This is a genomic window from Chryseobacterium mulctrae (assembly GCF_006175945.1).
Lineage (GTDB): Bacteria > Bacteroidota > Bacteroidia > Flavobacteriales > Weeksellaceae > Chryseobacterium > Chryseobacterium mulctrae.
The window spans coordinates 681,394-694,868 of record NZ_VAJL01000001.1; the positions used below are offsets into that span (position 1 = coordinate 681,394).

General features: G+C 33.5%; 12 protein-coding genes. 9 read left to right on the top strand and 3 right to left on the bottom strand.

Annotation, left to right across the window (positions count from 1 at the left end):
* The first annotated feature begins 2 nt into the window (after window positions 1-2).
* Window positions 3-1,121 carry a T9SS type A sorting domain-containing protein gene (locus tag FDY99_RS02960; protein WP_139419039.1) on the top strand — a complete coding sequence of 373 codons (1,119 nt, stop codon included), beginning with the start codon at window positions 3-5 and terminating at the stop codon, window positions 1,119-1,121.
* A 73-nt stretch (window positions 1,122-1,194) separates the two neighbouring features.
* Here the strand turns inward: FDY99_RS02960 and clpP are convergent, their stop codons facing one another.
* The 3 genes from clpP to FDY99_RS02975 form a co-directional block, all read right to left on the bottom strand.
* Window positions 1,195-1,881 carry an ATP-dependent Clp endopeptidase proteolytic subunit ClpP gene (gene clpP, locus FDY99_RS02965; protein WP_074231705.1) on the bottom strand — a complete coding sequence of 229 codons (687 nt, stop codon included), beginning with the start codon at window positions 1,879-1,881 and terminating at the stop codon, window positions 1,195-1,197.
* Window positions 1,882-2,064: 183 nt separating this feature from the next.
* Window positions 2,065-4,050 carry a DNA primase gene (dnaG, locus tag FDY99_RS02970; RefSeq protein ID WP_139419041.1) on the bottom strand — a complete coding sequence of 662 codons (1,986 nt, stop codon included), beginning with the start codon at window positions 4,048-4,050 and terminating at the stop codon, window positions 2,065-2,067.
* Window positions 4,051-4,069: 19 nt separating this feature from the next.
* Window positions 4,070-4,288 carry a hypothetical protein gene (locus FDY99_RS02975; protein ID WP_139419043.1) on the bottom strand — a complete coding sequence of 73 codons (219 nt, stop codon included), beginning with the start codon at window positions 4,286-4,288 and terminating at the stop codon, window positions 4,070-4,072.
* 478 nt (window positions 4,289-4,766) lie between these two features.
* Here FDY99_RS02975 and FDY99_RS22900 point away from each other — a divergent pair, with 478 nt between their 5' ends.
* The 8 genes from FDY99_RS22900 (at window position 4,767) to bla-A (ending at window position 13,460) form a co-directional block, all read left to right on the top strand.
* A complete protein-coding gene (locus tag FDY99_RS22900) occupies window positions 4,767-8,234 on the top strand; it encodes a GEVED domain-containing protein (RefSeq protein ID WP_228448728.1) in 3,468 nt (1,155 codons plus the stop codon).
* Window positions 8,235-8,335: 101 nt separating this feature from the next.
* Window positions 8,336-8,743, top strand: a complete 408-nt coding sequence (gene tsaE, locus FDY99_RS02985; protein ID WP_139419045.1) for a tRNA (adenosine(37)-N6)-threonylcarbamoyltransferase complex ATPase subunit type 1 TsaE — start codon at window positions 8,336-8,338, stop codon at window positions 8,741-8,743.
* Window positions 8,744-8,810: 67 nt separating this feature from the next.
* Window positions 8,811-10,004 (top strand): alanine dehydrogenase, encoded by a 1,194-nt coding sequence (locus FDY99_RS02990; RefSeq protein ID WP_074231701.1) that lies wholly within the window; start codon window positions 8,811-8,813, stop codon window positions 10,002-10,004.
* 76 nt (window positions 10,005-10,080) lie between these two features.
* The gene (locus tag FDY99_RS02995) at window positions 10,081-10,452 is read left to right on the top strand and encodes a hypothetical protein (protein ID WP_139419047.1); all 372 of its coding nucleotides are present in this window, start codon (window positions 10,081-10,083) and stop codon (window positions 10,450-10,452) included.
* An 86-nt stretch (window positions 10,453-10,538) separates the two neighbouring features.
* Window positions 10,539-11,309, top strand: coding sequence for a histidine kinase (locus FDY99_RS03000; RefSeq protein ID WP_139419049.1), 771 nt, complete (start codon window positions 10,539-10,541; stop codon window positions 11,307-11,309).
* Window positions 11,287-11,997, top strand: a complete 711-nt coding sequence (locus FDY99_RS03005; protein WP_074231699.1) for a LytR/AlgR family response regulator transcription factor — start codon at window positions 11,287-11,289, stop codon at window positions 11,995-11,997. Before FDY99_RS03000 ends, FDY99_RS03005 begins: the two co-directional genes overlap by 23 nt.
* A 110-nt stretch (window positions 11,998-12,107) precedes the next feature.
* Window positions 12,108-12,497: a hypothetical protein gene (locus FDY99_RS03010; protein WP_139419051.1), complete on the top strand. Its 390-nt coding sequence runs from the start codon at window positions 12,108-12,110 to the stop codon at window positions 12,495-12,497.
* A gap of 90 nt (window positions 12,498-12,587) precedes the next feature.
* The gene (bla-A, locus tag FDY99_RS03015) at window positions 12,588-13,460 is read left to right on the top strand and encodes a CGA/CIA family class A beta-lactamase (RefSeq protein WP_139419053.1); all 873 of its coding nucleotides are present in this window, start codon (window positions 12,588-12,590) and stop codon (window positions 13,458-13,460) included.
* The last annotated feature ends 15 nt before the right edge of the window (window positions 13,461-13,475 follow it).

Here is a 13,475-nt window from a genome sequence, read left to right on the forward strand (position 1 = left end):
CAATGAAAAAATCAATACTTCTTTTTTTAATTTTTATATTCCAATTTTCATTTGCTCAACTTACAGAAAATGATGTCAAATTCTGGGTTGGTACTGGTTCTAAAAAAGCTTATTTAATTGCAGATTTTAACGATTCAGACAATCCTACTTCTTATGTTTGGGGCTATAGATTTGATTCTACCACTTTAACAATGGAAGATCTAATCAATGCAATCGACGCGGCAGATTCTAAAGTTACCGCAGAAGTACCGAGCGGTTTTTTATATAGTTTTGATTATAATCACCACGTTCCAAGTACAGATGATTACTGGTCGACTTGGTCGGGAACTGCTTCAAATAACATGACCACGAATAATGGCGTCAATAATGATCCGTTAGTTGACGGTAAATGGTACGGAATGTCTTATGGATATGGTTTTACACCGGGAACAACATTCGGTCCGCCTTCCACTCCGGTTCCAGCTTACAATTCTGCTTGTTTTAATTCATCTCAAATTATTAATTGGATCGGAACAGGAAGTAATAAAAGTTTAGTTGTTATAGATTTCGGGACTGATAACGGTAACGGAATTGCTGATTCTTTTGCTTTTGGAATTCAATACAATGGAACAATTACAGCAGAACAGGCTTTACAATTAATCGATTCTCAAGTAAGTGAATTCAATTATACTTCAGCAGCCAACCAAATTTCAGCATTATCATTAAACAATTTCTCAGGAAATGCAACAGGAAACGATTCTTGGAAATTATACAAAGGAAAAGATCTTTCAAGCTGGAGAGGACAGAGCAATCTTTCACAAATTCAGCTTGCCAATAACGATTGGTTTGGATTAAGTTTTGGAGCGAGAATACCATTTACTCCAACTGTTGCCAATGTAACTTTAAGTGTTTCAGATGCTGTGAAACAAAGCTTTAAGATTTATCCAAATCCAGCTACAGATTTTCTGATTATTGAAACTCAGGACAACATTAAAGATATTAATATCTACTCTATTTCAGGACGAAGAGTGATGAATACTCAGAATAAAAAGATTAATATTCAAAGTCTACAGTCGGGTGTTTATTTTATTGAAATTAAAACCAATCAGTCGACAACGACTCATAAAATCATCAAAAAGTAGTTTGATTTTTAATAATAAAAAAGTTCGGCGCGCCCTTTGGGCGCGCCGAACTCATATCATAACTTGAGAAAAATTATTTCTTCTCTTTAGATCTTTGTAAAACCTCATCTACCATTCCAAAATCTTTAGCTTCGGTAGAAGTCATCCAGTAATCTCTGTCTGAAGCTTTCTCAACCCACTCGTAAGTTTGTCCTGAATGTTCAGAAATAATGTCATACAACTCTTTTTTAAGCTTCAACATTTCTCTTAAATTGATTTCCATATCAGAAGCAACACCTTGAGCTCCACCAGAAGGTTGGTGAATCATTACTCTTGAGTGTTTCAAAGCAGAACGCTTTCCTTTTTCACCTGCAACCAATAAAACCGCACCCATTGAAGCAGCAATACCTGTACAGATTGTAGCAACATCCGGCTTGATGATCTGCATCGTGTCATAAATTCCTAAACCTGCATAAACGCTTCCTCCTGGAGAATTGATGTAGATCTGAATATCTTTTGAAGGATCTGCACTTTCTAAGAATAACAACTGAGCCGTTACAATATTTGCAACCTGATCGTCAATTCCTGTTCCTAAGAAAATAATTCTATCCATCATCAAACGAGAGAAAACGTCCATTTGAGCAACGTTTAATCTTCTTTCCTCCATAATGTAAGGAGTAAGATTGGTAGGATTAAACATTCCCATATACTGATCGGTTACCAAACCGTTATTTCCCAAGTGTTTTGTAGAGAAATCTCTGAATTCTTTTTTAATGTCCATATTTCTATCGGTATTATTTTTTAATTTATTTAAACTGTAAATTACAATTTTTATTCCTAAAATTTTATAGGACTTTTTGTCAGTTTAGGTTGTATTTTAGTTTTAAGATTTCAGATTTTTTTATAATAAAATGAAGAGCAAATTTTTTAAACCATCAACCGACAACCAAAAACTATCAACTAACTATCGCTTTCTATCAACATAAATTCCTTTAATCGGCGAATATTCAATAATATCACTGAGTCTGATAGAAGCCTGTTTTAATAAGGTAATTTTTTTAATCAACTCAAAATATTTCACCTCATCGGTACTGCTGTATTTTTCGAGTTCAACAATCGTTTCTTTAATTAAATAATCAATGTAGCGGTATTTATGAAGCAAAACGTCACCTTTGATCTGTTCGGCAACTTTATCGCCATAATTGGGTGGATGAATATTTCGTGAACTCCAGTTTTCCAAATCATCTAAAGGAATCAAGGCATCAACTACTTTTGTGGTAATCTGCTCATCCATAAAACTGACAAAAAAACTTCCGCTTCGAAGCTCGTCGTTTTGAATACCTTCTTTCACCTGATCAATAATAATTTTGTTTCCTTTTACAAGAAACTGATATTGTTCTTCTTCAAAATGATGCAGAATTTCTTCGATGACCGTAATTTGATAATCAGTATTGTTGTCATCTTTTCGCTTTAAAACAACATCACCGAACATCAACATATGATCGACCAATTTGTTTTCCATAAATAAAACATCGTACAGATAAGGATCTCCTTTTTCTTCATCTAAAGGAACAATCTCCATTTTAACGGGAGCTGCATTTTCCTTTTGCTGTTGAGCGTTTTGATTATGATTTTGATTAACCTGTCTCTGAACATCAAGTTCATTAAATAAACTCTGCTCAGAAAGACCAAATTTATTGGAAACTTCTTTCAGGTAAACTTCTCTTTTCAAAGCATTCTGAACAAATCCGACAGATTTTACAATATCCCGGATCGCTTCTGCTTTTTTTATAGGATCATTTCCTACTTCTTTTAAAAGAATTTCAGCTTTAAAATCAATAAAATCCAGCGCTTGATTTTCGATGAATTTTTCAACGTATTCCTGCGGATGTTTTCTGGCAAAAGAATCGGGGTCGTCACCATCCGGAAAAAGAAGAACTCTGATGTTCATTCCTTCCGTCAAAAGCATATCAATACTTCTGAAACTCGCTTTAATTCCTGCATTATCACCATCAAAAAGAATTGTCACATTTTCTGTGAGTCTTTTGATAAGCTTAATTTGTTCAGTTGTTAAAGAAGTTCCTGAACTTGCTACAACATTTTCAATTCCGGACATATGCAGCGAAATCACATCCATATAACCTTCCACCAAAAGACAGATGTTTTTTCTGGAAATCGCCTGCTTGCTTTGGTTTAAACCATAAAGAACATTCGACTTATGATAAATTTCTGTTTCCGGAGAATTGAGATATTTAGCAGTTTTAATATTATTTCTAAGAATTCTCGCTCCAAAACCTAATACTCTGCCCGAAAAACTGTGAATCGGGAACATAACCCGCTCACGAAAACGGTCAATTCCGTTCGGAGCATTTTCAGGAAAAATAGAAAGTCCGGATTTTTCTAAAACTTCTTTTGTATAGCCTTTTTCAATGGCAAATTCTGTAAAAGCATTTTTCTTTTCAGGCGAAAAACCAAGCTGAAACTTTTTAATGATATCATCTTTCAGCTCACGCTCTCTGAAATACGAGAGACCGATCGCTCTGCCTTCATCATTTTCCCAAAGCGTATTCTGATAAAAATCATTGGCAACCTCATGAATTTTATACAATAAATCTTTTTCAGACTGTGCATTTTTTGCTTCCTCAGAAAATTCACGCTGGTCTTCTTCAATTTCGATTCCGTATTTTTTGGCAGCGTGACGAAGAGCTTCAGGATAGGTAAAGTTTTCGATTTCCATTAAAAAAGAAATCGCAGTTCCTCCTTTTCCGGTTGAGAAATCTTTCCAAATTTGCTTACTTGGAGAAACTACCAAACTGGGCGATTTTTCTTCATGAAACGGACTCAGACCTTTAAAATTTGATCCCGCTCTTTTCAGCTGCACATATTCGCCAACAATCTCCTCAACACGAATTGTCGAGAAAATCTTGTCTATAGTTTGTTTGGAAATCATAATTGCAAAAGTACAAATTTCAGTATTGGTTCGGGCTAATTTTGTAATGTTCTAAAATTTTCTTTTTTGAAAACCCACTAAGTTTTACAGCAAGACCCATGTCTCTATATTTCCAAAATTCTAATCTATCATCTGCAAATAATGTATCTTTCTCATTAATAAACGCAAATGAATAATTACCATCATCAAAATCTAAAACTTGATTTTTAGTAATAATCTTATTTCTAATATTTGACAATTCTTCTTTTAAAATTTTTCATTTAATTGGAACTTTTGTTATTTTTTCATCTTTTTCAAAAAAAAACTGTAGAGAAGAAGACCAAGTATTATTTTTATCTGAATTTAAGCCATTGTAATAATGCAAAACAACTTCATATTACGACATGATGCAAAAATTATAAATACAAGAATTGAATATTTCAATTTCATTTTATATAAACTTAAAATATTTTACTAATGTTATTCCTATTTCTCTAAAGCAAAAAAACTTAAAATACAGATTTAATAAAAAAAAATCAAAAATGATTATTATAAATAAATCTAAACTCATATCATTTTTCATTTCTAAAATTTTTAGAATAATCGTTATCATATTATAAATTCCCATTTTTCAGTATTGATTTAAATCATGATTTTTATTTTAATTAATTCTAAATAAAAATAATAAGTTTACAGCTCGAAAATTTATGTATGATGACAAATCGATTTTTAAGCTGTTGAAAAAAACAGTTACGAAAACAAAACTCAGCTTATTTGGAGCTTTAGTTTTGTCAACTTGGCAAGTTAATGCCCAAACAGTTTCCCTTTATTCTTTTTCACAAAGTGCGGGAACTTACACAGTTTTAACAAATCCTACCAATATTGCTGTTGCTACAGCGAGTTCGGGAGCCGGTTTCTTAGATGAGAATGTTTATACGCTTGACAATGTTATTCCGTTTCAGTTTTCATTTAATGGCAGTTCTTATAATTCTGTAAAGGTTCATGCGAACGGATTTATCAGTTTTGGAGCCACAACTTCCAATTCTACAGATCCTATTTCTTCAGGATTGGCTTATTCAGGCGTAATCTCTCCTTTAGGAGCAGATTTAGCTTCGATGTTTAATATTAATAATTTAACAAGTTCAATTGATCATTCTGTGGTAGGAACTGCTCCCAATCGTGAATTTGTAGTTCAGTGGAGTCATTTCAGACCATACTCTTCAAACCCGACTGCAAACTCTTATCATGACTGGAATTTTCAGGCTAGATTGCATGAAAATGGAACCATAAAATATGTTTACAACCTAAGTTCTCAGGGAGCGCCAAGCGCAACAAATGCCAAAGTTGGTTTAAGAGGAACCGCAAGCAATGATTATGTGAATAGAACTGCTTCAGGAAATACTTCAAGTAATTGGAATAATTCTACAGCAGGAACGAATTCTTCTTCAGGAATTGCTACCAATTATAATTTTTTACCTTCTCAAGGATTGACTTTCAATTGGACTCCGCCTTCAACTTGCGTTGCACCTACTTCACAGCCGACGAATTTAACTTTAAGCAATACTGGAATTATCATCAATGGTAGTTTTACAGGAAGTTCACCTTCAGCAGATAAGTATTTAATTTTAAGAAATTTAGCGGGAACAGTTCCCAATACTCCGGTAAACGGAACAGTTTACACAACCGGAAATAATACTTCTTTGAACAGTTATGTTGCTTATTACGGAACAAACACTACTTTTGAGAATAATTATAATCATGGAATCAAAGGAAACAATCAGTATACTTACAGAATTTATTCTGTAAGCTCAAACTGTTCTAATGGGCCGTTGTATAATGTTCAGAATCCTTTAACAGCAAATATCACAAACTGCCCAATCAGTGTAAGCGGAATTACGACATCAAGTGCTGCTACCAATTCATTCAACATTAATTGGTCTGTTTCAGAAAACGGAACAGCGAATGCGATTAATACCGTTTTAGAGGTTGCAACAGACAGTAATTTTACCAATATGATCGCAGGTTCTCCGTTTACTTTATCTGCAACAACAGTTTCACAGCCTGTAAATGGTTTACAACCCAACACTCAATATTATATTCGAGGGAAAAATGTAAGTACACAATGTGAAAGTTCATATTCTAGTACTTCAACTGTTCATACAACTTGTCTTGCCACTTCTATGTTGAACGAAAATTTCGATTCGGTTACAGGAACAAATAATCTTCCGAACTGCTGGAGTAAAATTTTAACATCAAACAACAGCTCTACTCCAACCATCAGTTTAACGACCACAGATAATTTTTCGGCACCAAACAATATCAGTTTCTATGGAAACGGAGCAACCACTACTGATGCTGCAACAAAAATTATTTTGGTAAGCCCGGAACTGAACAATATCAACAGCGGAACACACAGACTGCGTTTCAAAGCGAGAAGAACTGCTGCAGATACAAAAGTGCAGATCGTAGCTTTAACAGGAAATACAGCTTCTGCAAATGTAGAAATTATTCAGACCTTACCTTTAACAACAAATTATGAGGAATATATAGTTTACATCAATAACTACAGTGGTTCAGCAAACTATCTTGGAATCAGAAGATTTGACGGTGGAACATGGTCTTATATGTATGTAGATGATGTGATTTGGGAGCCTATTCCGACTTGTCCGGAATTAGCAACCATTACTTTAAACAGTACAACACCAGTTGGAGCCAATATTTCTTGGACAAATGTTAACGATCAACAACCAGCAAACGGTTACGAATATATTGTTACAACAACGAATACAACTCCGGCTAATAACTCTGCAGTTACAACAATAGCATCAGGAACAAATACTATCAATCTTTCGTCACTTTCAAACGGAACTTATTATTTCTGGATAAGAAGACTTTGTTCAGCAACAGAAAAAAGTCCTTGGAAATCTATTTCATTTATAACAGTTCCTACCGCTCCGGCACCTTGGAAAGAAGAATTTTTAACATCAAATTTCCCTAATGGATGGACTGGATGGACAAACGGAACGAGCCCACAATCATTCACTTTAGGTACAGTAAGAGGAGCCACAGGAAATGGTGTATCTGCAAACAATTTATATAAAAACATGTTTAATAATGCGGCATCAGGAACTTTCAACACCATTGCAGTTGGACCTTTGAATGCGACAGATTATACTTTTAGTTTTGATTACAAACAATCAAATTACAATAGCCCTCATGCATCATTAACAGATTGGGGAAATTTTGAAGTGCAGATCTCTACAGATTTCGGAACAACATGGGCAACGCTAGGAACCGTGGATAACGAAGCTGGAACAGGAAGCTATATTACAAAAACATATTCTTTAGCAAATTATCTGAATCAATACATAAAAATCAGAATCAATGCGAACAGAACTGCTGGAGATTATGACCTTTCTTTTGATAATTTTGAAATAAAATCTCCCGGAAATGTAAATCCGTTCTGTTTACCAACTTATCAGTACAATTCGAATGGAAATATGATTACAAAAGTAACATTTAACACCATTGATAATAGTTCGCCTGCTACATCTGGAACTACTCCATCGTATGAAGATTTCACAAATATTTCTACAGATATTAGTCAGGGAAATACGTACCAAATTTCTGTAAAAGGACCTTCAAGTACTTTCCCGAGTGACGTGATGGCTTATATAGATTTTAACCACAATGGTATTTTTGATGATACCGGAGAAAGTTTTTATATTGGACAACTTGCTGACGCAAACCCTGCAAATGCAAATACCATTACATCCAATATTACCATTCCTTCAACCGCTGTTTTAGGAAATACCAAAATGCGTATTGTGAAAAATACCAATGTTGCTGCTTATTCAAATCCATCTGCACCAAACTCTATTTCCGGTCCTTGTGCAACAGATTTAAGAGCAGGCCAGGTTGAAGATTATGCCGTAAATATTGTGGCTGGAAGCTTATCAACAACTGAAAACAATATTTCAAAAGGCACAATTAGAATTTATCCAAACCCTACAACATCAATCATTAAAATTGATCCTAAGGAAAAGATTAGATCTTTCGAACTGTACAATATCTCCGGACAATTAATTAAAAAAGGAGGTAAAGTAGAAGAAATATCTTTAGAAAACAATGCTTCAGGAGTTTATATCATTAAAATTACTTTGGAGAACAATGAAACGAGTGTTTCAAAAGTAATAAAAAAATAAAACCAAATATCTTATTATAACAACAAAGCTGGCTGAATTTTATTCAGTCAGTTTTATTTTGAGCATCACTTAAAATTTAGCTTAAATAATTATCTTTGCTTATGCAATTTACTATTCATGAGATTGGCGACTGGCAAAAAGTCGTAGATTCTATTTTACCGGAAATTAAACACAATATTCTGCTTTTAAAAGGAAATTTGGGAGCAGGTAAAACTACTTTCACTCAGTTTCTGCTTAAAAATTTAGACAATGAAGATGAAGTAAACTCTCCTACTTATTCGATTGTAAATGAATACAGTTCGCCAAAAGGAAAAATCTACCATTTCGATCTGTACCGTTTAAAAAATATTGAAGAAGTATATGATATTGGTATTGAAGAATATCTTGATAATGCATTTTTGTGTATTATAGAATGGCCGGAAGTGTACGAAGAGGAACTTTACGGGTTAAATTATCACTCGATGAGCATCAATAATACCGGTGAAAACAGAGAAATTACATTCGATTAAATATTATATCTTTGCTTATAGAAATCGATTGTAATAAAAAAAATCTGTAAGTCATAATTAAACAAAAATGAGTACTACAAATATTTTTACTCCTTTTTCAGAGGAAGAATTAATTCCGAAGGAAGAGAAGCTGGAAGTTATTAAAAAAGGAAAACAGTTTAGCATAGGAATCCCTAAAGAAACCTGTCTCAACGAAAGAAGAACGTGCATAACGCCCGATGCAGTACAGGTTTTGGTAGAAAACGGTCACGAAATCATCATTGAATCTGGTGCAGGACAAGGCTCATTTTTCACAGATTTACAGTACTCAGAATCAGGAGCAAGAATTACTCAGGATGCTAAAGAAGCATTTTCTCAGGATCTGGTTTTAAAAATTAATCCACCTACAGAAGAAGAAATTGATTATTTCAAGCCTAATACTTACTTAGTTTCTGCGCTTCAGATCAATTTAAGAGATAAAGATTATTTCACAAAAATTGCTGAGAAAAAAATCAATGCTATTGCATTTGAATTTATTGCAGATGAATACAAGCAACTTGCTTTAGTAAGATTGATCGGGGAAATTGCAGGTTCAGTTTCTATTTTATACGCTTCAGAATTATTAGCCTTATCAAACGGATTAATGCTCGGCGGAATTACCGGAGTAAGACCTACAGAAGTTGTGGTTTTAGGAGCCGGAATCGTTGGAGAATTTGCCACAAAAGCAGCTATCGGTTTAGGAGCAAGTGTAAAAGTTTTTGACAACTCACTCTCAAAACTAAGAAGACTTCATACTTTGGTCGACAGCAGAGTTCCTACATCGATCATCGATCCTAAAGAATTAAGCAAAAGTTTAAGAAGAGCTGACGTTGTAATCGGCGCTTTACCAAGACTCAATATGCAGCCTATCGTTACCGAAGACATGGTAATGAAAATGAAAAAAGGCAGCGTCATCATCGACATTGTTATTGACAACGGAAAAGCCATCGAAACTTCCGAGTTGACAACAATGGATGATCCTTACATCATCAAACACGGCGTTATTCACTGCGGATTACCGAATCTTACGTCAAAAATGCCGAGAACAACTACAAAAGCAATCTCTAATTTCTTTCTTTCATATATTTTGAACTACGATCTTGAAGGTGGTTTTGAAAACATGCTGATCCGCAAAAACGAAATGAAGCAGAGCTTGTACATGTACAAAGGCAGACATACCAAAAAAGTGATCTGCGACCGTTTCGGACTTACGTATCACGACATCAATCTTTTAATATTCTAATAAATTTTTCGCAAACAAAGAATCGATCATGATTTATCAATGATCATTCATCAATTATAGATCGTAAACTCTACGTATGAAGAAAATAAAATTCTTTCTCATCGGGCTTATTCCCGGACTTATCATCGTATTTTTTGTACTTAATGCTAAAGGCGCAAGCTGTAGCGGTTATTTACCAAACAGCCGTGTCATTGCAGAAACCCTTTCAAAAGACTTCCAATATTCTGAAAACTTCAAAAATGAAATGAAAGCTTTAAAAGTTGACGAAAAGTTTTTAAAAGATAGTATTATTACCTTAGGAAAAATAGATTTTGAAAGAAGTCACGCTCAGAAAAAACCTTGCCCGGATTATGTGATTACTTATCCTGAGAAAAATCCCGTGTACGAAATTACTTTCGAAAAGTGTGAGGAAAAAGCAGTTCTTAATTCTTTGAAAAAGCTTAAATAAAATATTTTTTAGCCACGAATGCACAAATTCTTATTGATAATTATTCGTGCATTCGTGGCAAATAAAATCTAAATATTTCTCTAAAAATGGATGGCAATTACTACATGATTCATGATTATCTGATCTTCTTTGGAGTTTTTGCTATTTTCTTTTTTCTTACGGTGAGTATTTATCTTTTCAGTCAAAATCAGCGATTAAAAAAGAGAAACGTAAAACTTTCTGAAAGCAATAAACTCATTGAGCATAAACTGAATGAGTTTCAGCTGGAACATATAGGAACCAAGCTTAATCCACATTTATTTAAAAATATTCTCAATTCTGTACAGTCGCATGCTTACCAAACGTATATGTCGCTTGACAAACTTGCCAATGTTCTCGACTATATTCTGTACGAAAGCAACAACAAATTTGTAAGTCCAAAAGAAGAATTAAGTTTTGCTTTAAGCCTTATTGAAATTAATAAAATTAAGATCAATCCGCTTTTTGATTTTAGAATTAAATCTAAAATTGACAAATCTGATGCTGTTTTTGAAGAAAAAATATTTGCCCCGCTGCTTTCTGTTGACTTAATTGAAAATGCTTTTAAACATACTGATTTTCTGGCTTCAGATTCTTTTATTTCCATTGTATTGGAACTTGAAGGCGGCATTTTTTCTATGAAAGTGAGTAACAAAGCTTCGCTTAAAAATGTACTGCACAAAGATCACAGTGGTTTTGGAAGTCAGTCTTTAGATCAAAGATTAAAAATGATCTATACCAATTTTTATTCACTTCAAAAAAGTTCAAAAAACGGTATCTTCACCGCAGAATTAACAATCAATTTAGGAGAATTCTATGATAAAATGCGTTATTCTTGATGATGAATTGTTGGCGATAAGCTACCTGAAACTTTTATGCGAACAGATTGAAAATGTAGAAGTTGTAAAAGCTTTCAACGATCCTAAAATTTTCCTCAACGAAATAAAAAATATAGACTGCAATCTCTGTATCTTAGATATAGAAATGCCGGGAATGACCGGTCTGCAGGTTGCTGAATTGATTTCCGATTCAAAAAAAATCATTTTTACAACGGCTTACAAAGAATATGCTGCAGAAGCTTTTGATCTGAATGTGGTAGATTATGTAAGAAAACCGATCAAAAAAGAAAGACTGATTCAGGCGTTTGAAAAAGCAGCAGATCTTTTAAACAACAGTCAGAAAAAAGAGTTCATCGAATGGAATACCAACATTGGTAAATCCACGATTTTCACTGAACAGATTGCCTATATTAAAACCTCTGAAATCGACAGTCGTGATAAAGACATTATTCTGAAAGACGGAACGACGATTGTTCTGAAAAATCTCAATTTCAAATCTCTTCTGGAAATGCTTCCTTCAAAAGATTTTGCACAGGTAAATAAGAAAGAAATTATTGCTTTATCATCTGTAAAAGTTTTGTCAACCAACGAAATAATCACAACGATTTCCAATGAATCTGACCAGTTTTTAAAACTTCAGATTGGTGATACTTATAAAAATTCTTTAATGGAAATGTTCGGAAAGTAGAGATATTTCAAACCTTTTTATTTTCACTGCAAAATCTCACCGCTTTATTACATCGATCCTAAAAAAGCATTTAGTCAGGCTAATTTTGTGCTTTGATTAAATGATTTATCATGAAAAAACTTTTTTACGGATGTGGAATTCTCATCTCCGGTCTTTATTTTTCTCAGGAGAAAGATTCAAAATTAAATGTTTCTTTTTTCGACGGAATTGCAGTTGCAGGATATGTTGATCACGGCGCTTTTCTAAACTTTACTGGTCCAAACATAAATTTCACACATAAAAACACCAAACTGATGATAGGAATGCTTCCTTCTCTGAGAATAAAACAAGATCAGTCTTCCGGAACCAAAAACAGTACAATAATGCCGACTTTAGGAATTGGTTTTGCGGTAATCTATAAAAAAATTGTATTACAAATCCCTTTCTATTACAATACCAAAACTTCAACTGATAACGGAAGCTGGAAACCAGGCATCGGACTAGGATACAAATTCAAATAAGTAAATTATTTTGAGTTTAAAATTGTAAAAAATCTTAAATTGCAAATCCCTTTTATTGTCTAAAAGGGATTTGTTTTTAACCAAAATATTATGAAAAAAACAGCACTCCTTTTTCTATTGATTTCAGCATTTACTTTTGCTCAGAAATCTGTTTTAGCACACAAGGTTGATTCAATTGTTAAAGATAAAAAAGCGACTGTCGGAGTTTCTGTTTTAGGTTTTGAAGATGGTTTTAAATACAATAAAAATGCAACTACAAAACTTCCAATGCTTAGTGTTTTTAAGTTTCATATTGCAGCTGCAGTTCTCGATTTAGTAGATAAGGGAAAACTTTCATTAGACCAGAAAATTTTAATTAAAAAAAGCGATTTGCTTGAAAATACATGGTCGCCGATTCGGGAAAAATACCCTAACGGAAATATGGAACTTCCTTTAAGTGAAATCATTAATTATACCGTTGCATGGAGTGATAACAATGGTTGTGATGTATTATTAAGATTGATCGGAGGTACGCAAGTTGTTCAAAAATTCATGGATTCTAAAGGAGTGAAAGATTTCCAGATTAAACATAATGAAGAGCAAATGCACAAAGGAGCAAAATATTTGTATGAAAATTATACCACAACCAATTCTTTGAGCCAGCTTTATAAAAAATTCTACGATGGTAAAATTTTGTCTGAAAAATCTACAAAGTTTTTATACGACATCATGCTGAATACCTCTACCGGAGGAAATAAATTAAAAGAACAGCTACCTAAACAATCTATAGCCCACAAAACGGGTTCTTCAGGGAAAGATGGAGACTTAACTATCGCTGAAAATGACTCTGGAATTGTTACCTTACCAAATGGCAAGCATTATGCAATAGTAGTATTTATTAGCAATTCTACCGAAACAGATGACGTGAATTGTAAGATGATTTCAGACATTTCAAAAGCAGTTTGGGATCATTTTAATAAGTAAAATTTAAAGCTTAAT